Raw genomic sequence first — 21,710 nt, 5'->3', positions numbered from 1 at the left:
CAGATGCTGCCATTCCTGCTGCTCGCGTCCAGGGCCGAAGATGCCGCGGCGGAGGACGAGTACGCCGCCTACCTCCGGTACGGCGGCCTGGAACCGCAGGAACTCCACCGGATCCGGCTGGAGGCGGCGCCCATGCCCAGCCTTGACTTCTCCCGCTACTCCGGCGTCATTGTGGGCGGCAGCCCGTTTACGTCCAGTGACCCGCCGGCGGAGAAGACTGCCGTGCAGCACCGGGTGGAACGTGAGCTTTCCGGGCTGCTGGATGAGCTGGTGGCGCGGGACTTCCCCTTCCTGGGTGCGTGCTACGGCGTCGGGACCCTGGGCAGGCACCAGGGCGCGGTCATCGACAGGACCTATGGCGAACCGCTGGGCGGGGTGGAGATTGAACTGACCGAAGCCGGGCTGGCGGACCCGCTGCTCGAGGGCATGCCGCAGAGCTTTCCGGCGTTCACGGGGCACAAGGAAGCCTGCACCGTCCTGCCGCCGCACGCCGTGCTGCTCGCGCGTTCCGCCGCGTGCCCGGTCCACATGTTCCGCATCCGCAAGAACCTGTACGCCACCCAGTTCCATCCGGAGCTGGACGTGGAGGGGCTCATCACCCGGATCGACATCTACCGGCATGCCGGCTACTTCCCGCCGGAATCGGCAGAGGAGCTGATGGACAAGGCCCGGCAGTACACAGTTACGGAACCCATGAAGATCCTGCGGAACTTCGTGGCCCGCTACGCCCGGTAAGCAGCACACCCGCCGTCGTGCATTCCTGCCCGGTTACTGCCCGCCCGGACGCAAAAGTGCCCGGCGCATTCCCCTGTTGGCGGGGAACGCGCCGGGCACTTCAGCCACTCACCGGGCTGGAACGCACGGGACGGGATATCAGGCCACGTTGTTCTCGTAGTCCACGTCGCGGGTTTCCTTGCTCACGAACAGGGCGACGAGCGTGAGCACGGCCATGGCGGTCAGGTAGACGCCCACCAGGACGGGGCTGCCGTCCGCGGCTTCCCACAGCGCGACGGCGATGAAGGGGGCCACCGCTGCGCCGAGGATGCTGGAGAAGTTGTAGCTGACCGCGGACCCGGTGTACCGGACGTTGGTGGGGAACAATTCGGGCAGCAGCGCACCCATGGGACCGAACGTGAGGCCCATCAGGGAGAACCCGATGACCAGCAGCGCCATGGTGCCGACGAACCCGCCGCTGAAGAGCGGGACGAACAGAAGGCCGAACACGAAGATCCCGCCCGTAACCGCCAGCAGCATCTTGCGGCGGCCGTACTTCTCAGCCAGCGGTCCGGAGACGAGCGTGAAGATGCCGAAGAACACGACGCCGGCGATCAGCATCCAGAGGAAGTCGTTGCGGGTGTAGCCCAGGCCGGGGACAAAGGCGGCGGCCGCGGCTTCGGTCATCGGCTTGCCGGCCTTCTCCGCGGCGGCGCGGGCAGCCTCCAGGCTGGCCGGACGGGTGCCGTAGGTCAGGGTGAACGTGGTCATCAGGTAGAAGAGCACGTAGGTGGCGAGCATGATGAACGTTCCCAGGATCAGCTGGCGCCAGCTGGACTTGAACACGCGGCCCAGGGGAAGCTTTGCCACCTCGTTGGATTCGATCACCTTGGTGAAGGCGGGGGTTTCGATCAGCTTCAGGCGGACGTACAGCCCGATGATCACCATGATGGCGCTGAGCAGGAACGGCACCCGCCAGCCCCAGGCCATGAAGTCAGCCGGGGACAATGCGTAGCTGAACACCAGGAAGATCACGTTCGCGATGATGAAGCCGATGGGCGCCCCCAGCTGGGGGAAGGTTCCGTAGATTGCACGCTTGTTCGCCGGTGCGTTCTCGGTGGCCAGGAGGGCCGCGCCGCTCCATTCGCCGCCCAGGGCCAGGCCCTGCGCAAACCGCATGACCACCAGCAGGGCGGGAGCCCAGAATGCCCAGCCGGGCACCAGCGCCGTGGGCAGGCAGCCGATCAGGAAGGTGGCGATGCCCATGGTGAGCAGTGAGGCAACCAGGGTGCCCTTGCGGCCGAACTTGTCGCCGAAGTGGCCGAAGACAATCGAGCCCAGCGGCCGGGCGATGAATGCGACGCCGAAGACGGCGAAGGAGCTCAGGAGCTGGGTGGTCTCGTTCTGGCTGGGGAAGAACAGCTGCGGGAACACGAGGACCGCGGCGGTGGCGTAGACATAGAAGTCATAGAACTCAACCGTGGTGCCGATCAGGCTGGCGACGATCACGCGGCCGCGGGAGTTCACCGGCTGGGGTGCGCCCGGCAGCGTGGACGTATCGGTGGAAGACATAAAAGGTAAACGCTTTCGTGAGAACCCGCCGGACGCAGACAGCCCCCGGCTCGAAATAGTTAGAGTTCAATCTTAGTTCCCGCGGTCCAGTCAATGGACGAAAGGTCCACGATACGGACCCGTGTCGTCCGTCTCATTGGGTGGATCTCCGGGAAGTCCTAACGGTGGCCGCAACGGCCCGATAGGCAAATGTCACAACGCGTTAACATCCGGCGTCGGTCTGTGAAACGCGCCGTCCCTACCTTGGAAGGACAACATCCCCCCGAAGGAGGTAACCCGTGACTGTCGACCGCACCGCAGATGCCGGCACCGGCAATTCCCTGGACCTTGACGATGCACAAGGGCCAGCAGCCGCATCCGCCAGCGCACAGCCCGGCACTACCCGCACCACTGACGCCCCCGCCCTTGAATTCCGTCCCGGCCGCTGGATTGCCAACTGGGATGCCGAAAACAAGGAGCAGTGGGAAACCGCAGGCCGCTCCATCGCCCGGCGCAACCTGAACTGGTCCATCTTTGCCGAATTCCTCGGTTTTGTCGTCTGGCAGCTGTGGTCCATCGTGGTGGTCCAGCTCCCCGCCGCCGGATTCACCTTCTCCACGTCGGAAATCTTCTGGCTCATCTCGATGCCCAGCCTGGTTGGCGCCACGCTCCGCATCCCCTACACCTTCATGGTCCCCCGCTTCGGCGGCCGCAACTGGACCATCGTCTCGGCCCTGCTGCTCCTGATCCCCTCCATCGGCCTGGCCCTGTGTGTCTCCAATCCGGAAACGCCGTTCGGTGTCATGCTGCTGATCGCCGCCCTGGCCGGTTTCGGCGGCGGCAACTTCGCCAGCTCCATGGCGAACATCACCTTCTTCTACCCGGCCCGCGAAAAGGGCTGGGCGCTGGGACTGAACGCCGCGGGCGGAAACGTCGGTGCCGCCGTCGCGCAGCTCGCCGTTCCGATCGCCATCACCCTCCTGGCCGCGGGCACCGTCAACCTGCCCATTGCGGGCTGGATGTGGGTCCCGCTGATCCTGCTCGCCGCCTTCGGCGCCTGGAAGTACATGGACAACCTCACCAGTGCCAAGGGTGACGTGGCCGGCTCCGTCGCGGCGCTCAAGGAACCGCACCTGTGGATCATGGCGCTGCTGTACATCGGCACCTTCGGCTCCTTCATCGGCTTCGCCGGCGTGTTCCCCAAGCTCATCAAGGACTACTTCCCGGAGTTCTCCTCGATCGCCGTCGGTACCGTCGCCCTCTCGCTCGCGTTCCTCGGCCCCCTGGTGGGCTCCCTGGCCCGCCCCTACGGCGGACGCATGGCAGACCGCATGGGTGGAGCCCGGATGACCGTGACCGCCTTCGCCGCCATGGGCGTCATCACCCTGACCATGATCTGGACCCTGCCGCTGAAGAACTTCTGGCTCTTCCTGGTCCTCTTCCTGATGCTCTTCACCGCCAGCGGCTTCGGAAACGGCGCCACCTACCGCATGATCCCGGTCATCTTCGCCACTTCCAGCCGGGCAGCGAAATCCGGGGCAAGCTCGGTGGCCACCCAGCGCCTGGCCTCCTCGGCACTGGGCCTGATTTCCGCCATCGGCGCCTACGGCGGTTTCGTCATCCCGCAGGTGCTGAACGCATCGAACTCGGCCAGCGGCTCCTACACCCCGGCCTTCTACGGCTTCGTCGCGGCCTACGCCCTGATGCTCGCCGTCTGCTGGTTCTGCTACATCCGCAACGCCAACCGAAATGCGATGGGACACGTCTAACATGACCAACAGCGCCGACACGCACTGCCCTTACTGCGCCCTGCAGTGCGCCATGACGCTCACGTCTCCAGCGGAACTGGCCCCGGCTCCCCAGCCGGGGCCAGTCCCCGTGCCGCTCCTGCCCACCCTGCACTCCTCCGCCCCGGCAGCCGCGGCACCTGCCGCCCTTGAGGTCAGCGGACGCGATTTCCCCACCAACCGGGGCGGCCTGTGCCGCAAGGGCTGGACCTCCGCAACCCTCCTGAACCACCCGGGCCGGATCACCGAGCCCCTCCTCAAAGGTCCCGACGGCGTGCACCGGCCCATCAGCTGGGACCACGCCCTGGACCTGGCCGCCTCCGCCGTCCGGGACGCGCGCGCACGCTACGGTGCCGACGCCGTCGGCGTGTTCGGCGGCGGCGGGCTCACCAACGAAAAGGCCTACATGCTGGGCAAATTCGCCCGGCTGGCCCTGCGCACCTCGCGCATCGACTACAACGGCCGCTTCTGCATGTCCTCCGCGGCGGCCGCCGGAATGCGCGCCTTCGGCGTGGACCGCGGCCTGCCCTTCCCGCTGGAGGCCCTGGACACCGCCAGCACCATCCTCATGCTTGGGTCCAACGTGGCCGAAACCATGCCGCCCTTCGTCCAGCACCTCAAGGGAGCGCGCGACGCCGGCGGGCTGATTGTGGTGGATCCGCGCCGATCCGCAACGGCCGCCTTCACGGCGGACGGCGGGGGCCTCCACCTCCAGCCCCTGCCGGGCACCGACCTCACCCTCCTGCTGGGCATCTCGCACGTGGTCATCCACGAAGGCCTGGTGGACACGGCCTTCGTCGAGGAACGCACTGCGGGCTACAGCGCCGTGGTCCGCAGCGTCAACTCCTTCTGGCCCGAACGCGTCCAGTCCCTCACCGGCGTCCCCGCCGACCTCATCCGGGAAACCGCCCGCAGGCTTGCCGCCGGCGCCCGGCAGGGCGGCAGCTACATCCTCACCGGCCGCGGCGTGGAACAGCACACGGACGGTACCGACACCGCCACCGCGGCCATCAACCTCAGCCTCCTGCTGGGCCTGCCCGGGTCCGCACGCAGCGGCTATGGCACGCTCACCGGCCAGGGGAACGGCCAGGGCGGCCGCGAGCACGGCCAGAAGGCCGACCAGCTGCCCGGCTACCGCAAGATCACCGACCCCGCCGCCCGCGCCCACATGGCCCGCGTCTGGGGTGTTCCGGAGGAAAGCATTCCCGGTCCCGGCCTGCCGGCGGTCCAGCTGCTGAAGTCGCTGGGACAGCCCGACGGCGTCCGGTGCCTGTTCATCCACGCCTCCAACGTGGTGGTGGCCTCCCCCGACGCGAACGCTGTGACCGCCGGCCTGCGGAGCCTGGACTTCCTGGTGGTCTGCGATTTCTTCATGTCGGAGACCGCCGCAGAGGCCGATCTCATCCTCCCGGTGCTCCAGTGGGCCGAGGAGGAAGGCACCCTCACGAACCTCGAAGGACGGGTCCTTCGCCGCCGCCGGGCCCTGGCCCCGCCCGCCGGTGCCCGCAGCGAACTGTGGATTATGGCGCGGCTCGCGGAGCGGCTGGACGCCCCGTCCACATACAGCGAGGACCCCGAAACCGTCTTCGAGGAACTGCGCCTCGCCTCCGCTGGTGGCCTGGCCGACTACTCAGGCATCGATTACGCGATGCTGGACCGCGGGGAAGCCGCCTACTGGCCCTACCCTGCCGGCAGCACGGGCACGCCCCGGCTGTTCCGGGACCGCTTCGCCCACCCGGACGGCAAAGCCGTGATGACCGCCGTGGTCCCCCGCCGCCGTCGTACGCCTGCCGCCAGCCCTGACCCGGCAGCGAAAACCATGACCCTCATCACCGGCCGGCTCCTGGAGCACTACCAGTCGGGTGCGCAGACACGCCGTGTCACCGAACTGCTGGCATCCCAGCCCGAGGCGATGGTCCAGGTCCACCCCGCGGCCGCCGAGGCCATGGGCATCATGGCCGGCTCTTTGGTGTCCGTGGCGAACGAGCGCGGCGAGGTGGTGTGCAAGGCCGAGCTCAGCACCGACATCCGGCCGGACACTGTCTTCCTGCCGTTCCACTTCCCCGGCCTGGGCAGCGCAAACCGGCTGACAGAGGCCGCCACGGACCCGACATCCGGAATGCCTGAGTTCAAATTCAACAAGGTTTGGGTGCGGGCCGTGGCTGCACCCCTGTCCAGCAAAATGCTTCAAACGACGGAGGCCTCATGAGCGAGCAGGTTGTCATTGTTGGATTCGGCCCGGTGGCTGCCCGGCTGGTTGACGAACTCCTCCCCGCCGTACGTGCCGGGCACGTGGGACTGACAGTGGTGGGCGAGGAAGCTGAAGCCGCCTACAACCGCGTCCTGGTGGCGGACCTCGGAGTTGGCCGCACCACGGCCGACGCCCTCGCCCTCTCCGACGCCGCCGCCCTGGTGGCCGAGGGCGTTGACGTCCGCCTGGGCGTCCGGGTCCGGCGCGTGGACCGCGCCCGGCAGCAGGTCCTCCTGTCCGGTGGCGACTCCGTCCACTATGACCGGCTGGTGTTCGCCACCGGTTCGCGTCCGGTCATCCCCAACCTGACGGGCATCAACCCGGACCCCACCTCCCCGGTCCTGCCGGCAGGCGTGACGGCCCTGCGCGACCTTCGCGACGCCGACGTGCTCCGGCGGGCGGTGGACGGCGGCAAGCGCGTGGTGGTCCTGGGCGGCGGTGTCCTGGGCCTGGAAACAGCCCTCGCCGCGGCCGAGGAAGGCGCCACCGTGACGGTGGTCCACAACGGCCCGCACCCGCTGGGACGCAACATCGACCGCGGCGGCGGCGCCGTGCTGGCTGCAGGGCTGCGCCGCTGCGGCGTCCGGATGGCCGGAAACGCGCGATCCACCGGTGTTGAACACAACGCGCCCGACGGCGGTTTCTCGGCGTTGCTGCTCGATGACGGTTCGGCGATCGACGGCGACCTCCTGGTCATCTCATGCGGCGTCCGTCCCCGCACCGAACTGGCCGAAGGCTGCGGGCTGTCCACCGCTGCAGGCATCCTCGTGGACCACCGGCTCCGCGCCCACCATGAGCCGCACATCTTCGCCATCGGCGACTGCGCGGAGGTGCGCTGCCCGGACCCGGACTGCTCGGCCTGCCGCAACGCCAAGGGTCCGTCCGGCCTGGTGGGTCCCGGCTGGCGCCAGGCCGAATGGCTGGCGGAGTACCTGACCCTGCTCGCCTCCGGCGCCCTCGACGACGCAGAGGTCCTCCCGGAACTGCCGGCGGAACAGGCCGGCGTGATTGTTTTGAAGGCCCGCGGCCTGAACATGGCCGTGGCCGGCGACAACAGCGCCGATCCTTGGGATGACGAAGCCTTGAACGCTGGCGCCGTGAACGGGCGTCCCCGGCTCCAGGTGGCCCAGTGGGCGGATCCGGAACACGGCCGCTACGTGAAGATGACCACCCGGGGCGGTGTCCTGGAAGGGCTGGTGGCGGTGGGCATGCCCCGGACCGCCGCCGAACTCGTGGGACTGTTTGAGCGTTCGGCCGAACTGCCGGCGGACCGGTCGCTGCTGCTGCGCCTGGACGGCCCGGACCAGTTGCCCGGAGCCGGAACGGCCGATCCTGCAGGCACCGTCTGCCGGTGCGCAGGTGTCAGCGGCACTGCCATCCAGGACGCCGTCGCGGAGGGCTGCTCCACCGTGGCTGAAGTCTCCAAGGCAACCCGCGCCGGAACCGGCTGCGGCGGGTGCCACGAGGACATCAAGGGGCTGATCGAAAAACATTTTCAGGCGGTCTCAGCCGCCTGAGTAAGGTACACCGCCGCGGTGCCAGGCTGCGGGTTTCCACACGGATTTGCTGATCTCATTCCACCGGCTGTCGCCGCTGGATAGAGTCCCCGCACGGGCCCGTCCCGGTTTCGCGGAACTCCTACAGAATGAGGTAAGCAATGCACAAGAAATCCTTGCTTGGGGCTGCCGTCTGCACGCTGGCCCTCGTCGGATCAGTTGCCGCTCCTGCCACTGCCGCGGGGCAGTCCGAGAGGGGCCCCGAACACGCCAACTCCATCTGTTCGTTCTCGGGGCTCAACGACGACCCCAACGAGGAGTACCCCTTCGGGGGCCGCGTGCAGTCCTACGGCCAGCTCATTAAGCTTCCCGAGTTCGATCCCGCTTTCGCCAAGTCCATAGGTGAACACCCAGGCATGGCGTGCAACGGCCATCTGATGCCGTACCCGGAAGCATTCCACCCGCCGGCACCATGAACGCAAAATGGGTTGGCCTCTTTTAGGGGCCAACCCATTGCTTTGTTTGCTATGCCGGCGCCTTCGGGATAATGATCCACAGGGCGATGTAGACCAGTTCGCCGATCCCCACCAGGCCGAAGATCACGAACGCCAGCCGCACCAGGAACTTCGGAAGGCCGAACCGGGCCGAGAGCGCTGCGCAGACGCCGCCGATCATCTTGCCGCGGCGGGGCCGTTCAAGAGCCATTGCCATCGTTCCGCCTACCCCTCGGCCCGGGCTTCGGCGGCGGAGAATTCGCCGCCGGCCACTGCTTCCGCGTACTGGGTGAGGTCCGGTCCCGGCTGGAAGTCCACGAACTGCGGCTTCAGCTTCTCGTACAGGAACTTGTACACCTCGTCCTTGCCGGCGTCGGACAGGGACGATGCTGCTTCACGGACCGCTTCCTGCAGCGCCCTGTCGGCGTCCAGCAGGATTTTCTCGCGTGCCTGCCCGTTCCATTTGACGTCCTGCAGTTCCATGGGATTCTCCTCGCGTCGTCGGCTGATGCAGGGACGGCCGGAAATTCGTTAGGGAATTCCCGGCCGGTCCTTGAAGGAGTCTATGCAGGCGGCAGCGGCAGGGTCCAGACCCCCGCCGCCTCCCGGTTACCTGGCGTTACAGGTGCACGTGCAGGCGCCGGGCCGCCTCGGAAATGGATCCGGTCAGCGACGGGTACACAGTGAAGGTGCTTGCCACATCGTCCACATGCAGTTTCTGCTTCACGGCGATGGAAATGGGGAAGATCAGCTCCGACGCGTTGGGGCCTACCACCACGCCGCCGATCACCGTGCCGGATCCCTTGCGGGCGAAGATTTTCACGAACCCGTCCCGGGCGTTGCGCATCTTGGCCCGGGCGTTGCTGCGCAGCGAAAGCTTCACCACGTCGCCCTGGTACTTGCCCGACTCGATCTCGGCTTCCGAAACGCCCACGTTGGCGATCTCGGGGGACGTGAAGATGTTGGAGGCCACCTGGTGCAGCTTCAGCGGAGTAACGACGTCACCCATGAAGTGTGCGACGGCGATCCGGCCCTGCATGGCTGCCACGGAGGCCAGCGGCAGGACACCCGTGCAGTCGCCGGCGGCGTAGATGTTCGGCGCACTGGTGCGGGAGACGCCGTCGACCTTGATGTGGCCGCTTTCGCTCAGGGCCACGCCCGCCTCTTCCAGCCCGATGCCGGCAGTGTTGGGAATGGAGCCCAGGCAGAGCAGGCAGTGGCTGCCCGTCACCTTGGAGCCGTCGCTGAGGGTGACCACCACGCCGTCCTCCGTGCGTTCCACGGATTCCGCGCGGGAACGTGACATGACCCGGACACCGCGGCGTTCGAACACTTCCTCCAGCACCACGGCGGCGTCCACATCGGAGCCGGGCAGCACGCGGTCGCGGCTGGAGACCAGCGTGACCTTTGAGCCAAGGCCGTTGTAGGCGGAGGCGAATTCCGCGCCGGTGACACCGGAGCCCACCACGATCAGGTCCTCGGGCAGCTCATCCAGGTTGTAGATCTGGGTCCAGTTCAGGATGCGTTCACCGTCCGGCCGGGCGGTGGGCAGCTCGCGCGGATGCGCGCCGACCGCCAGCAGGATAGTGTCCGCCTCCACGATCTCGGTGCCGTCCAGCGTGATGACCTCGATGGTGTGGTTGTCCAGCAGCCGGCCGGAACCGGTCAGGATGCGCACGCCCTGGCCCTCGAGGCCGTCGTGGATGTCCTTCGACTGGCTCCGGGCAAGGTTCAGCAGGCGGTCATTGATGTGCTTCAGGTCGGCCCGCATCACCGGAACGAAATCGCCGCCGTCGACGTCGAACTTCACGCCCAGTTCGCCTGCCTCGGCAACGCGCGTCATCAGGTCCGCCGTGGCGATCAGGGTCTTGGACGGCACAACGTCCGTCAGGACGGCGGAGCCGCCCAGGCCCGCACGCTCGATGATGGTGACCTGCGCTCCCAGCGAGGCGGCCACCATGGCGGCCTCGTATCCGCCCGGACCACCTCCCAGGATTGCGATGCGGGGTGAACTGAAATCTGGATGCGTAGTCACAATCAATCATTCTCGCCCATCACTGCCGCAGCACCAAGAATTCCATGCTCCGCCGCGGCCGCCTGTGGCGGGTGCAACAGGAGCGGCAGGATAACTTGTACTGGTGAGTACAACAGACTTCCTGAACACGGATCCGTTCGCCGCGGCCCGCGCCGCTGCCGATTACATCGCCGAAGAAACAGGGGTGGACCGCCACGACGTGGCGCTGGTGCTTGGCTCCGGCTGGGGCGCCGCCGCCGACCTGATCGGTGAAACCACCGCCACCCTGTCCGCCGAAGAAGTCCCCGGTTTCCACGCACCCGCTGTTGAAGGGCATGTTGGCACCATCCGCTCGGTGCTCGCCAGGGATGGCAAGCGCGCCCTGGTCCTGGGCGCCAGGACCCACTACTACGAAGGCAAGGGGGTGCGGGCCGTTGTGCACGGGATCCGCACCGCGGCCGCCGCAGGCTGCCGCACGCTGGTCCTCACCAACGGCTGCGGCGGGCTCAACGAGGACTGGGCTCCGGGCACGCCGGTACTCATCAAAGATCACATAAACCTCACCGCGGCATCCCCGCTGGAGGGGGCCACCTTCGTGGACCTGACAGATCTCTATTCCTCCCGGGTCCGCACCCTTGCCCGTGAGGTGGACCCCACCCTTGACGAAGGGGTCTATGCCCAGTTCAGCGGGCCCCATTACGAGACGCCGGCGGAAGTGCAGTATGCCAAGCGGATTGGCGCTGATCTGGTCGGCATGTCGACGGCGCTGGAGGCCATCGCGGGGCGGCATGCGGGCATGGAGGTGTTCGGGATTTCCCTGGTCACCAACCTGGCCGCCGGCATCAGCCCGCAGCCGCTCAGCCACCAGGAGGTCATCGAATCGGGACAGGCAGCAGGCCCGCGGATCTCCAAACTCCTCGCCGATATCATCGCCAAACTCTGACAGCGGCGCCGCCCAACCGGGCTCCGCGTTGCGCGATGTAGGGGAACATTGACGATAGCGTTATGCCCATGACGTCTTCCGATGCCGATTTCCGCCTGCTCGACGAAGCCCGCGCCTGGGCCTCCCAAGACCCGGATCCCGCAACGTCGGCGTCCCTCCTTGAACTGGTCAGGCTGGTGGAAGAGGGCGATCCGGCCGCCCGGCAGGAACTCGAAGACAGCTTCCGCGGCACCCTCCAGTTCGGCACGGCCGGCCTGCGGGCCGCCCTTGGCCCCGGGCCGAACCGCATGAACCGCGTGGTGGTGCGGCGCGCCGCGGCGGGGCTGGCAGCGTTCCTGGTGGACGCGGTGGGCCAGACGTCCCCGGGAACCCGGCCGCGCGCCGTCGTCGGGTACGACGCCCGCTACAACTCGGACATCTTCGCGGCGGAGACCGCGGCCATCTTCACGGCTGCCGGAATCGAAACCTTCCTGATGCCGTCGGCGCTGCCCACCCCCGTGCTGGCCTACGCCGTGCGGGCACTGGGGTGCGACGGCGGCGTGATGGTCACTGCCAGCCACAACCCCCCGCAGGACAACGGCTACAAGGTGTACCTGGGCCGCCACGCCGTCCCTGGCAGCGGCAACGGCGCCCAGATCGTCACCCCTTACGACGCCGGGATCGCGGCCCGCATCAGCGCCGTGGGGCCCCTGGAATCAATCACGCTGGCACCGGAAGGCTGGACCGTCCTGGACGGCTCCATCGCCGGGGACTACCAGCGCGCCGCGGCCGCCCTCGCCCTGCGGGACCACTTCCCTGCCCGGGACCTGCGCATCGTGCTCACTCCCCTGCACGGCGTGGGCGGCGGAACAGCACTGGCCGTGCTCCAGGCCGCGGGCTTCACCGACGTCACCCTGGTGGCGGAACAGGCAGAGCCGGACCCCGGATTTCCGACCGTCAGTTTCCCCAACCCGGAAGAACCCGGCGCGCTGGACCTCGCCCTCGAGACTGCAGCCCGGGTGGATGCCGACATCGTGATCGCCAACGACCCTGATGCGGACCGGGCCGCGGTGGCTGCAAAGGACCCGGATACCGGCGCATGGCGGATGCTGCGGGGTGACGAAGTGGGGGCTCTGCTGGGCGCCCATGTGGTGGCCCGGCTGGCCGCCACTGCCCCCGGCGGTGAGGGTCAGGGTGTGACCGGCGTTTTCGCCAATTCCATCGTGTCCTCGCGCCTGCTGGCCCGGATTGCCACGGCCGCCGGCTACGCGCATGAGGAAACACTCACCGGATTCAAGTGGATTTCCCGGGTACCCGGGCTGGTCTACGGTTACGAGGAAGCCCTCGGCTACTGCGTGGCACCGGACCTGGTGAAGGACAAGGACGGCATCTCCGCCGCGGTCCTTATCGCCGAGCTCGCGGCGGCAGCCAAGGCCGGGGGAAAAACCATCTTCGATACCCTCGATGAGCTGTACCTCAAGCACGGCCTGCACGCGAGCGACCAGCTCAGCATCAGGGTCGCCGACCTGGGGCTCCTGGACGCGATGATGAACCGGCTCCGGGTGTCACCCCCGGAATCCTTCGGGTCATCCGCCGTGGAAGTCTTCACCGACCTTTCCCAGGGCACGGACCAGCTGCCGCCCACGGACGGCCTCCTGTATGTCACGCGGGACCTGACCCGGGTGATCATCCGGCCCAGCGGCACTGAGCCCAAGCTCAAGTGCTACCTGGAAGTGATCCACCACGCTGCCTCCGCCGCCGAACTGCCCGCAGCCCGGCAGTCAGCCCGGGCATCACTGGATGCAGTGCTCCGCGACGTCAGCGAGGCACTGGGGCTTTAACCCGCGAAAGGGGCGCCCTGCCTGGGCGCCCCTCTTCCTGCGTGGTTCGAAATCCTGTGCTGGTTACAGCTCCACTTCGACGAAGCCGTCCACGATGCGGCTGCTGAAGGCGGCAAGCTTCAGGCCGGGGGTGCTGAAGCACTCGCCGGTTTCGAGGTCGTAGACCTCTTTGTGCAGGGGCGAGGCGATGGTGGGCCGGGCCCCCTTGGAGCCAAGGATCCCGCGGGCCATGACGTGCGCTCCGGTGGCCGGATCCTCGTGGGCCACGGCGAAGACTTCACCGGGCCCGGTGCGGAAGAGCGCGATCTGGCGCCCGGCGACGAGGGCCGCTTCACCCCAGGAGGGTTCCAGGTCGTCCAGGTGGCAGACGCGGTGCCACCCGGCGGCAGCGGCCGCTCCGGCCTCGGCGGTTGCGGTGTCGAGTGCCCCAAGTTCCAGTGTTGCCGTCATGTCCGGCTCCTTTCCCTGTGCTTGTTGTCCGTGGGTTGCGGCAGCCTGTGCCGCCGGATTCCACGCTAGGCGCGGGGTGTTTCGTAGGGATGCAGCAAATGTGTCCGGCGGGTAAAAGACACCTAACCCGGCCGGAAATGAGTTCGTGATGCAGAAGTTAAGTTCGCGAAACAATTGGGAAACTGAGGCGAAACTGCCTCTACCTAGTCTGGATGGACACTCGTCAGAGAAGGCCGGAGCACCGCTGCGGCCCATGCGAAAGGCCCACAGTGACCGAACAGACTTCAAACACCGAGACAACGCGCCGCATTGTCGTCGCCGGCGGCGGCCCCGCGGCCCACCGTTTTGCGGACGCGATGCATGCCCGTGGCCTCGATGGCTGGCATGTCACGGTCCTCACCGAGGAAGCACACCTCCCCTACGACCGCGTTGCGCTGTCCAAGGCCCTCACCGATACCGGCGTGGACCTGACCCTGGGATCCGCTTCCATGTGGGACCACCCTTCGCTGGAGCTGAAGACCGGCGAGCGCGTTGTGAAGATCAACGCCGCCGCCAAGACCGTGGAGACGTCCACCGGCAACACCTACCCCTACGACGAACTGGTGGTGGCCACCGGCTCGAACGCCGCCCGCCTGCCCATCCCCGGCAACGAGCTCACCCACGTCTACCGCACGCTCGAAGACGTCTGGACCATCAACCAGAAGATTGCCGAACTCACTGAGAAGCTCGGCCGGAAGGTCAACGCCGTCACCATCGGTGGCGGCCTGCTGGGCCTCGAATCGGCCGCCGGCACGGAACAGCTTGGCGCCAACCCCATCGTCATTGACGGCTCGCAGTGGCTGATGGCCACCCAGCTGGACGAAGGCGCGGGCCAGGCGATGGGCCGGCTCATCAAGGCCAAGGGCTTCGAAGTCCACGGTGGCGTCTTCCCGTCCGAGGTGCTCTCCGACGACGACGGCCAGGTCACCGGCGTCCTCATGGCGGACGGCCGCATCATCGAAGCGGACATGGTCATCGTGGCCATCGGCGTCCGGCCCCGCGACGAACTCTTCCGCGCCGCCGAGGGCGAGGAACAGGTCTTCAGCCTGGGTCCCCGCGGCGGCGTGGTCATCAACGACTACTGCGAAACCGAAGTGCCCGGCATCTGGGCCATTGGCGAGGTGGCCAACTACGGCGGCATGTGCCTGGGCCTGGTGGCTCCCGCCAACACCATGGCGGAGATCGTGGCCGACCGCCTCCACGGCGGCGACGCCACGTTCCCCGGCTTCGACACCGCCACCAAGCTGAAGCTCTCCGGCGTGGACGTGGCAAGCTTCGGCGACGCCTTCGCCAAAACCGAGCACGCGCTCGAGATCGTCTACGCCGACCCGGCCCGCGGCGTCTACCAGAAGATCGTCACCACCGACGATGCCAAGACCCTGCTGGGCGGCATCTTCGTCGGCGACGCGTCGCCGTACATGAGCCTCCGCCCTCTCCTCGGCCGCGAACTTCCCGCCGAGCCCGGCGCGTTCCTCAGCGCCGCCGGCGGCGGCGACGCACCCGAGACCGAACTGCCCGACGACGCCACCCTGTGCTCGTGCAACAACGTCACCGCGGGAAGCATCCGCGACGCCATCAACGGCTGCGGCGCCTGCGAGGGCAACGCACCCGTCCAGGAACTCGGCGAGCTGAAGGGCTGCACCCGCGCCGGCACCCAGTGCGGCTCCTGCGTTCCGATGCTCAAGAAGCTGCTGGAAACCGAACTCACCAAGTCCGGCGTTGAGGTCTCCAAGGCCCTCTGCGAGCACATCGAGCTGTCCCGCCAGGAACTCTTCGACGCCATCCGCGTCCTGGAACTGACCTCCTTCGAAGAGATCATGGCCAAGTACGGCAAGGGCGCAGGCTGCGACATCTGCAAGCCCACCATCGCCAACATCCTTGCCAGCCAGAACAGCGCCTACGTGCTGGACGCCGGCCGCGGCACCCTCCAGGACACCAACGACCGCGCCCTGGCCAACATGCAGAAGGACGGCACCTACTCGGTGGTCCCGCGCATCGCCGGCGGTGAGATCACGCCCAAGAAGCTCGGCGTCATTGCCGCCGTGGCCGAGAAGTACAACCTGTACACCAAGATCACCGGCGGCCAGCGGATCGACATGTTCGGCGCCCGGCTGGAACAGCTCCCCGAAATCTGGAAGGAACTGGTGGACGCCGGCTTCGAATCCGGCCAGGCCTACGGCAAGAGCCTGCGCACGGTGAAGTCCTGCGTCGGTTCCACCTGGTGCCGGTTCGGCGTCCAGGATTCGGTGGCCATGGCCATCAAGCTGGAGCTGCGCTACCGCGGCCTGCGCAGCCCGCACAAGCTCAAGATGGGCGTTTCCGGCTGCGCCCGCGAATGCGCCGAGGCCCGCGGCAAGGACGTGGGCGTGATCGCCACGGCGGACGGCTGGAACCTGTACGTCGGCGGCAACGGCGGTGCAACCCCCGCGCACGCACAGCTGCTCGCCAAGGACCTCGATGACGAAACGCTGATCAAGTACATCGACCGCTACTTCATGTACTACATCCGCACCGCGGACCGCCTGCAGCGCACGGCTCGCTGGCAGGAAGAGCTCGACGGCGGCATCAAGCACGTCGAGGACGTGGTGGTCAAGGACACCCTGGGCATCGCCGAGGACCTCGAGGCGGCCATGGCCAAGCACGTGGACACCTACATCGACGAGTGGGCTGACACCCTCAAGGACCCCGAGCGCCTGCGCCGGTTCCGTTCCTTCGTCAACGCCCCCGACCAGAAGGACGACTCCATCACCTTCGTCCCGGACGAGCGCGGCCAGATGCGCCCCGCCACTCCGGAAGAGAAGGGCAAGGTCCTGATCGGGGCCTCCATCCCGGTACGCTCCGGCAACGAGAACGAGGTATAGCCATGCAGCTCAGCATCGACCTCACCGGACGCGACGTCCTGGTCACGGGCTCCGACACTGCCGCCCGGCAGGCGGTGCGCCGCTACGAAGCCGCGGGCGCCGTCGTGTATCGCCTGAGCACCCCGCAGGGCGCGGGCCATGACGGCCCGCTGCCCGAGCGGCCGTTCCTCGTGGCGGCGGTCGACGACGGCCAGCCCGGCTGGGACGCCCTCCTGGACCGCTGCCGGATCACCGGGATTCCCGTGGCCGCCGAACCCGCTGCCGGCGCCGCCGGCCACGTCACCCTGGTGGGCGGCGGCCCCGGCACCACCGACCTCCTGACCGTCGCCGCGGTCAAGGCCCTGCGCGACGCTGATGTGGTCTTTTACGACCGCCTCGCTCCGTACCAGGAGCTGCCGTCCCTCACCTCCGCCGAACTGGTGGACGTGGGCAAGAAGCCGGGCCACCACAAGGTCAGCCAGTCTGACATCGAAAAGCTCATGGTGGAAAGCGCCCTCGCCGGCAACAACGTGGTCCGCCTCAAGGGCGGTGACCCTTACGTCTTCGGCCGCGGCGGCGAGGAAGTGGCCGCATGCGTGGCCGCCGGCGTCAAGGTCCACGTCGTGTCCGGTGTCACCAGCGCCATCTCCGTTCCGGCAGCTGCCGGCATCCCGGTCACGCACCGGGAAGTCAGCCACATGTTCACCGTGGTTTCCGGCCACGCGCCGCTCACTGAAAAGGAGCACCAGCACCTCGCCGGCCTGGGCGGCACCATCGTGGTGCTGATGGGCATCGGCACCCTCCACCAGCTGGCCGCCGGACTCCGCCGGGCAGGCATGCGCCCCGACATGCCGATGGCCGTCGTCGAACGCGGCTACCGACCGGGCCAGCGGACCACCATCGCAGACCTGGGCACCATCACCTCGGCCGCTGCCGGGTGCAGCAACCCGGCCGTGCTGGTCATCGGCGAGGTGGTTCGGGTGGCGGAGGCCAACCGCGGGCATGCTGAGGCCGCCGCCGACCTGGACAGGCTGGCGGCCTCGCTGCTGGGTTCATGAAAGGATTGACCCCCATGACTGCACTTGCACCGGCCGAAACACCGCAGGTCGAAGAAACACCCGATGCTGCAGAATCCCCGCTGGAGGGTTTCCGCATCGGCGTGACTTCGGACCGCAGGTCCCAGGACCTGATCGACGCCCTGGAACGCCGCGGCGCTGAAGTGCTGCACGCCCCTGCCCTGAAGATCGCCCCCGTCCAGGAGGACATGCGCCTCATCGAGGACACCCGGGCCATCATCGCCGCCAAGCCGGACCTGTGCATCGCCACCACCGCCTACGGCATGCGGCGCTGGTGCGAGGCCGCGGATTCCTTCGGCATCGGCGACGAGCTCCTGGAGACCCTGGGCGCCTGCCGGATGTTCGTGCGGGGACCAAAGGCCCGCGGCGCCGTGCGCGCGGCCGGACTCGCCGACGTCGGAATCAGCAGCGACGAGACCACCGCCACGCTGGTGGACATGCTGCTCAACGAAGGTGTCCGCGGCAAGACGGTGGCGGTGCAGCTGCACGGCTACACGGATGTCCGCCAGCTGGAGCGCCTGCGCATGTCCGGCGCCACCGTCCTGACCGTTACGCCCTACCGCTGGGTGAAGCCCGACGGCGAGGACAAGCTTCCGCGCCTCATCGAGGCCGCCTGCAGCGGGAACCTGGACGTCCTCACCTTCACCAGCGCCCCCGCCGTGGATGCGATGTGGAGCACGGCGCACGAGATGGGCGTCTACAAGCAGCTGATCGACAGCCTGAAGACGAACGTCACCACCGCGGTGGTGGGGCCCGTGACTGCGCAGCCACTGATTGACGCGGGGGTGACGCCCCTGGTCCCGGAACGCTTCCGCATGGGTGCCCTGATCCGGCTGGTCTGCGAGCACCTGGCGCTGAACCACGTCCGCCGCCTGGAAACCAGGTCCGGGAACATCGAGCTGCGGGGGCGGAGCCTGCGCATCGACGGCCAGCCCGTGGAACTGGCGCCTGCCCCGCTGCTGCTGCTGCGGGCGCTGCTGGGCGCGGGCGGCGCGGTCCTCTCGCGGGAGTCGCTCTCCGAGCTGCTGGAACTGCGGGGATCCGTCCACGCCCTGGACATGACCGTGAGCCGGCTGCGGTCCTCGCTGCCGGACGGACGCCTGGTGGAAACCGTGGTCAAGCGGGGCTACCGGATCCGCGTCTAGCACCCCGCTGCCGCCCTTTGAGGGGTCCCGTGTGTCGGGCGCCGGCCGAATGAGAGCCGCGTCACCGGTTCTGTTACCGGCCGGTAAAAACTGGCGAACGGGCCCCTTCAAAGCAGCAATGGACGGGAAACACAACGGTAAAGGCGTCCCCCTACGCTGGGTTCCATCACGAACTTCCGGCCGTCCAGGCCGCCAGCGAAAGGGCCAGCACATGTCCGCTCCGGCACCCACCCCGTCCACCTCCGCCACCCGCATCGTCATCGCCGGTGCCGGCCCGGCCGCCCAGGCCCTCGTCAGCCAGCTGGACCGGGCAAGCTTCGCCGGGACCATCACGGTCCTCAGCAGCCGGGACGACACACCAGAGGAGCTGCTGGAGCTCGCCCTGCTCCCCCAGGTTTCGGTGCGGTTCGGCCAGCCCGCCAGCCACATCGACGCCGTGAACCGGACCGTAGCCACGGCCGACGGCCTGGAATTCTCCTACGACCACCTGGTGATCGCCACCGGATCAGCCCCCGTTGCCAACCCCGTGGAGGGTGCGGCGCAGTGCCTGAGCTACTCCACCATCGACGACGCCGCACGGATCGCCGAGGCCGTGGGGAGGGTGACCCGGGAGCTGGGCCGGCGTCCGCTGGGCATCCTGGTGGGCAACGGGACTGCCGCGGGCCAGGCTGAAGCCGTCCTGCGTGCCCGCGGCGTGCGCCCCATCCGCACCACCGCCCGCCCGGCCGCCGTCGTTCCCGGGCAATCCGTGTCCGGACTGGCGGCCTCCGCAGTTGTCTTCGAGGACGGCAGCAGCATGAGCGGGGACCTGGTGGTCCTGGCTGAAGAGCGCGTGGCCCGGGACGGCCTCGCCGCCAGCGCAGGACTGCGGACCGCTGCCAGCGGAGGAATCGTCATCAGCCAGGACTTCCGGACGTCCGTCCCCGGCATCTGGGCCATCGGGGACGCAGCAGCGTACGACGGCGTCCGGCTGGGCCTGCTCGTGGCGGCAGCTTCCGCCGCGGGAGCCTGCGCCACGCAGCTTCTGACCGCCGCCTCGGCCGGGCCGGTCCTGCAGGCGGCCGCCTGACAGGCCGCACTTTGCCGGTGTCCCGGCTGTGACAAGATGGTGCCGAACCGAGTTCCAGGACGTGACCGAGTTCCAGGACGTGCCAGGGCCCACAAGGCCCCCCGGAAAGGACCATCATGAGCAACGAAGCCACCCCTTCCGTTCAGCCAGCCGCCGCTGATGCCGGAAGCATTGCCAGCTACATCGACCACACGCTTTTGAAGCCCGAAGCCTCCGAGGCGGACGTCCTGAAGGTCTGCGCGGAGGCGGCCGAGTACGGCTTTAAGTCAGTGTGCGTCAACCCGATCTGGGTCAAGACGGTCAAGAATGCCCTCAAAGGCTCGGGCGTCCTCACCTGCTCGGTGGTCGGCTTCCCGCTGGGTGCCACGCCCACGGACGTCAAGACGTTCGAGGCGCGCGGCGCGGTGCTTGACGGCGCCGATGAGGTGGACATGGTCATCAACATCGCGGCCGCCCGCGCCGGGGACAAGGGCGCACTCACCGAGGACATCAGTGCCGTGGCGGAGGCGGTGCACGCCAGCGGCGCCATTCTCAAGGTGATCATTGAGACCGCAATGCTCACGGACGACCAGAAGGTCCTCGCCTGCCAGGCAGCCGTTGAAGCCGGCGCCGATTTCGTGAAGACGTCCACGGGCTTCAACGGCGGCGGCGCCACGGCCGGGGACATCGCCCTCATGCGCAGGACCGTCGGCCCGGACCTCGGTGTCAAGGCCTCCGGCGGCGTGCGCTCCCTGGCCGACGCGCAGGCTATGATTGCTGCTGGTGCAACACGTATTGGTGCCAGCTCCGGCATTGCCATCGTCAAGGGTGAACAGGGTTCAGCCGCCTACTGACTGCGGGCCGGACGCCGCCACAGATTGAGCCCTGCGGGGCCGAGGAGGAACGAAATTGTCCAGCAAGATTAACGCGTCCGGCCAGGACTCATCGGACCAGCGCACTGTCCGGACCCCGCAGAACGAGAACAAGCTCTCCGGCAGCATCGTGCTGTTCGTGATCATCATGGCGCTGTTCTTCGGGGCGATCTACTCGCTGTCCTTCCTCACACTCGGCAACCCCTGGCCGATGGCCGCCTGCCTGGTGCTGTTCGCCCTGGCGTTCTGGATTCCGCAGACCATCTGGGGCCGCTCGGACTCCGCCGGCGAGCACTAGAAGCCCGTTTTACGAAAAGGACCCCCGGACGCTGTCCGGGGGTCCTTTTCGTGCGCTAGAACCAGAGCCTGGTCCAGGCCACGGCGGCGTCCGCCACCCGTGTCCACTGGCTCTGCGCAATGGACCAGCCGGCCACCGTCATGCCCACCATGGCGTACGCGCTCACCGGGATCAGCACCAGCCACTCGCGTTTGGAGCCGGCCCGTCCCAGCAGCGGCACCGACAGTGCCCCGTTGGGCCGCCACACCTGCCGGAGCAGCGGAACCCTGCGGAGCGGCTTCGGGGGCCGGACCACCAGCGGCCACAGCAGCGGCACTCCCCCGGTGGTGATGAGGTCGCCCACGATGTGCACCACCACGCCAATGAGCATGGACACGGGAAGCCACGTCCACTGTTCCGGGGCATACACCGTGACCAGTCCGGCCATGGCCAGTGCGAAGGCCCAGTTGGTCAGGAACCCGCTTTTGGGAAAAAGCTTCAGCGCCTTCGCAGCGATGTTGATCAGGAACATGCACAGCAGGCCGGCACCCACGGACAGGAGCCCCCACGGGGTCTCCAGCTGGAACCGGGACGCCAGCGCGGCGAGCAGGACGAAGACCCCCGCGCCCAGGATTGAATGCGTTCCCTGCCGGTGCCCGCCGCTGGCGTTCTCAATGCCCCGGGCAATCGCATTGGACAGCGGCGGCAGGGACTGGGCCACGGTGCTGGACCGGTGGTCCCAGTCGCAGACCAGGGCCGTTCCTGCGGTGGCCAGGCCGCCTATCAGGATGCCGGCGGAATCCAGCGGGTACCAGCCAAGTGTGTACGGCCCTGTGGAGGCAACAGCCACCCACGCCGCGGCTCCCGACGCGGCGTGGTGTCCTCCCATCATC

Annotated in this window: 19 protein-coding genes; 13 read left to right on the top strand and 6 right to left on the bottom strand. The window is 68.0% G+C overall.

From position 1 onward, the window contains the following. Positions 1 to 3 precede the first annotated feature (3 nt). A complete protein-coding gene (locus tag ACJJV6_RS14475) occupies positions 4 to 735 on the top strand; it encodes a glutamine amidotransferase (protein ID WP_407709282.1) in 732 nt (243 codons plus the stop codon). Positions 736 to 873: 138 nt separating this feature from the next. Here the strand turns inward: ACJJV6_RS14475 and ACJJV6_RS14470 are convergent, their stop codons facing one another. Further along, on the bottom strand, positions 874 to 2,286 hold the full coding sequence (locus ACJJV6_RS14470) for an MFS transporter (protein WP_407709281.1): 1,413 nt from the start codon (positions 2,284 to 2,286) through the stop codon (positions 874 to 876). Positions 2,287 to 2,564: 278 nt separating this feature from the next. Here ACJJV6_RS14470 and ACJJV6_RS14465 point away from each other — a divergent pair, with 278 nt between their 5' ends. From ACJJV6_RS14465 to ACJJV6_RS14450, 4 genes are all read left to right on the top strand, one after another. Next, positions 2,565 to 4,034 (top strand): MFS transporter, encoded by a 1,470-nt coding sequence (locus ACJJV6_RS14465; protein WP_133350120.1) that lies wholly within the window; start codon positions 2,565 to 2,567, stop codon positions 4,032 to 4,034. 1 nt (position 4,035) lies between these two features. Then, positions 4,036 to 6,261: a molybdopterin oxidoreductase family protein gene (locus tag ACJJV6_RS14460; protein ID WP_407709280.1), complete on the top strand. Its 2,226-nt coding sequence runs from the start codon at positions 4,036 to 4,038 to the stop codon at positions 6,259 to 6,261. Next, a complete protein-coding gene (locus tag ACJJV6_RS14455; protein ID WP_407709279.1) occupies positions 6,258 to 7,820 on the top strand; it encodes an FAD-dependent oxidoreductase in 1,563 nt (520 codons plus the stop codon). Before ACJJV6_RS14460 ends, ACJJV6_RS14455 begins: the two co-directional genes overlap by 4 nt. A 140-nt stretch (positions 7,821 to 7,960) precedes the next feature. Next, positions 7,961 to 8,275 (top strand): hypothetical protein, encoded by a 315-nt coding sequence (locus tag ACJJV6_RS14450; protein ID WP_009356282.1) that lies wholly within the window; start codon positions 7,961 to 7,963, stop codon positions 8,273 to 8,275. A 49-nt stretch (positions 8,276 to 8,324) separates the two neighbouring features. On the opposite strand, the gene ACJJV6_RS14445 is transcribed toward ACJJV6_RS14450, so the two are convergent. The 3 genes from ACJJV6_RS14445 to ACJJV6_RS14435 all read right to left on the bottom strand — a co-directional run bounded on the left by ACJJV6_RS14445 (position 8,325) and on the right by ACJJV6_RS14435 (position 10,328). Then, positions 8,325 to 8,510, bottom strand: coding sequence for a PspC domain-containing protein (locus ACJJV6_RS14445; RefSeq protein WP_133350128.1), 186 nt, complete (start codon positions 8,508 to 8,510; stop codon positions 8,325 to 8,327). 8 nt (positions 8,511 to 8,518) lie between these two features. Continuing rightward, entirely contained in the window at positions 8,519 to 8,776 is a 258-nt protein-coding gene (locus ACJJV6_RS14440) for a hypothetical protein (RefSeq protein ID WP_009356280.1), read from the bottom strand. Between the two features lie 136 nt (positions 8,777 to 8,912). Next, positions 8,913 to 10,328: an NAD(P)H-quinone dehydrogenase gene (locus tag ACJJV6_RS14435; RefSeq protein WP_009356279.1), complete on the bottom strand. Its 1,416-nt coding sequence runs from the start codon at positions 10,326 to 10,328 to the stop codon at positions 8,913 to 8,915. Positions 10,329 to 10,431: 103 nt separating this feature from the next. Between ACJJV6_RS14435 and ACJJV6_RS14430 the strand changes: the two genes are divergently transcribed. Both ACJJV6_RS14430 and ACJJV6_RS14425 read left to right on the top strand, forming a co-directional pair. Next, on the top strand, positions 10,432 to 11,250 hold the full coding sequence (locus tag ACJJV6_RS14430; protein ID WP_009356278.1) for a purine-nucleoside phosphorylase: 819 nt from the start codon (positions 10,432 to 10,434) through the stop codon (positions 11,248 to 11,250). Positions 11,251 to 11,318: 68 nt separating this feature from the next. Continuing rightward, positions 11,319 to 13,070: a phospho-sugar mutase gene (locus ACJJV6_RS14425; protein ID WP_407709278.1), complete on the top strand. Its 1,752-nt coding sequence runs from the start codon at positions 11,319 to 11,321 to the stop codon at positions 13,068 to 13,070. 63 nt (positions 13,071 to 13,133) lie between these two features. Here the strand turns inward: ACJJV6_RS14425 and nirD are convergent, their stop codons facing one another. Beyond that, a complete protein-coding gene (gene nirD, locus ACJJV6_RS14420; protein ID WP_009356276.1) occupies positions 13,134 to 13,520 on the bottom strand; it encodes a nitrite reductase small subunit NirD in 387 nt (128 codons plus the stop codon). A gap of 269 nt (positions 13,521 to 13,789) precedes the next feature. On the opposite strand from nirD, the gene nirB reads away from it, so the two are divergent. The 6 genes from nirB (at position 13,790) to ACJJV6_RS14390 (ending at position 20,838) form a co-directional block, all read left to right on the top strand. Beyond that, a complete protein-coding gene (gene nirB, locus ACJJV6_RS14415) occupies positions 13,790 to 16,420 on the top strand; it encodes a nitrite reductase large subunit NirB (RefSeq protein ID WP_009356275.1) in 2,631 nt (876 codons plus the stop codon). Between the two features lie 2 nt (positions 16,421 to 16,422). Further along, positions 16,423 to 17,457, top strand: a complete 1,035-nt coding sequence (gene cobA, locus ACJJV6_RS14410) for a uroporphyrinogen-III C-methyltransferase (RefSeq protein WP_407709277.1) — start codon at positions 16,423 to 16,425, stop codon at positions 17,455 to 17,457. Between the two features lie 14 nt (positions 17,458 to 17,471). Beyond that, on the top strand, positions 17,472 to 18,620 hold the full coding sequence (locus ACJJV6_RS14405; protein WP_009356274.1) for a uroporphyrinogen-III synthase: 1,149 nt from the start codon (positions 17,472 to 17,474) through the stop codon (positions 18,618 to 18,620). A 211-nt stretch (positions 18,621 to 18,831) separates the two neighbouring features. Continuing rightward, positions 18,832 to 19,689, top strand: a complete 858-nt coding sequence (locus ACJJV6_RS14400; RefSeq protein WP_009356273.1) for an FAD-dependent oxidoreductase — start codon at positions 18,832 to 18,834, stop codon at positions 19,687 to 19,689. A 116-nt stretch (positions 19,690 to 19,805) separates the two neighbouring features. Then, positions 19,806 to 20,522: a deoxyribose-phosphate aldolase gene (deoC, locus tag ACJJV6_RS14395; protein WP_009356272.1), complete on the top strand. Its 717-nt coding sequence runs from the start codon at positions 19,806 to 19,808 to the stop codon at positions 20,520 to 20,522. Between the two features lie 55 nt (positions 20,523 to 20,577). Next, on the top strand, positions 20,578 to 20,838 hold the full coding sequence (locus ACJJV6_RS14390; RefSeq protein ID WP_133350138.1) for a hypothetical protein: 261 nt from the start codon (positions 20,578 to 20,580) through the stop codon (positions 20,836 to 20,838). A gap of 55 nt (positions 20,839 to 20,893) precedes the next feature. Here ACJJV6_RS14390 and ACJJV6_RS14385 read toward each other — a convergent pair whose 3' ends face one another. Beyond that, complete coding sequence (locus tag ACJJV6_RS14385; RefSeq protein ID WP_009356270.1) at positions 20,894 to 21,706, bottom strand: metal-dependent hydrolase; 813 nt, start codon at positions 21,704 to 21,706, stop codon at positions 20,894 to 20,896. Positions 21,707 to 21,710: the final 4 nt, after the last annotated feature.

Origin of the sequence: Arthrobacter nitrophenolicus (assembly GCF_045833485.1) — a bacterium.
GTDB classification, from domain to species: domain Bacteria; phylum Actinomycetota; class Actinomycetes; order Actinomycetales; family Micrococcaceae; genus Arthrobacter; species Arthrobacter nitrophenolicus.
Note: the sequence above shows the minus strand (reverse complement) of the source record. Positions and strands in the feature narration are given on the sequence as shown.

Bases quoted from the DNA above. Each gene is read 5' to 3' on its own strand.
- deoC (WP_009356272.1), top strand. From the start codon at position 19,806: ATGAGCAACGAAGCCACCCCTTCCGTTCAGCCAGCCGCCGCTGATGCC.
- ACJJV6_RS14440 (WP_009356280.1), bottom strand. From the start codon at position 8,776: ATGGAACTGCAGGACGTCAAATGGAACGGGCAGGCACGCGAGAAAATC.
- ACJJV6_RS14385 (WP_009356270.1), bottom strand. From the start codon at position 21,706: ATGGGAGGACACCACGCCGCGTCGGGAGCCGCGGCGTGGGTGGCTGTT.
- ACJJV6_RS14455 (WP_407709279.1), top strand. From the start codon at position 6,258: ATGAGCGAGCAGGTTGTCATTGTTGGATTCGGCCCGGTGGCTGCCCGG.
- ACJJV6_RS14425 (WP_407709278.1), top strand. From the start codon at position 11,319: ATGACGTCTTCCGATGCCGATTTCCGCCTGCTCGACGAAGCCCGCGCC.
- ACJJV6_RS14445 (WP_133350128.1), bottom strand. From the start codon at position 8,510: ATGGCAATGGCTCTTGAACGGCCCCGCCGCGGCAAGATGATCGGCGGC.
- cobA (WP_407709277.1), top strand. From the start codon at position 16,423: ATGCAGCTCAGCATCGACCTCACCGGACGCGACGTCCTGGTCACGGGC.
- ACJJV6_RS14460 (WP_407709280.1), top strand. From the start codon at position 4,036: ATGACCAACAGCGCCGACACGCACTGCCCTTACTGCGCCCTGCAGTGC.
- nirD (WP_009356276.1), bottom strand. From the start codon at position 13,520: ATGACGGCAACACTGGAACTTGGGGCACTCGACACCGCAACCGCCGAG.
- ACJJV6_RS14470 (WP_407709281.1), bottom strand. From the start codon at position 2,286: ATGTCTTCCACCGATACGTCCACGCTGCCGGGCGCACCCCAGCCGGTG.
- ACJJV6_RS14475 (WP_407709282.1), top strand. From the start codon at position 4: ATGCTGCCATTCCTGCTGCTCGCGTCCAGGGCCGAAGATGCCGCGGCG.
- ACJJV6_RS14405 (WP_009356274.1), top strand. From the start codon at position 17,472: ATGACTGCACTTGCACCGGCCGAAACACCGCAGGTCGAAGAAACACCC.
- ACJJV6_RS14400 (WP_009356273.1), top strand. From the start codon at position 18,832: ATGTCCGCTCCGGCACCCACCCCGTCCACCTCCGCCACCCGCATCGTC.
- ACJJV6_RS14450 (WP_009356282.1), top strand. From the start codon at position 7,961: ATGCACAAGAAATCCTTGCTTGGGGCTGCCGTCTGCACGCTGGCCCTC.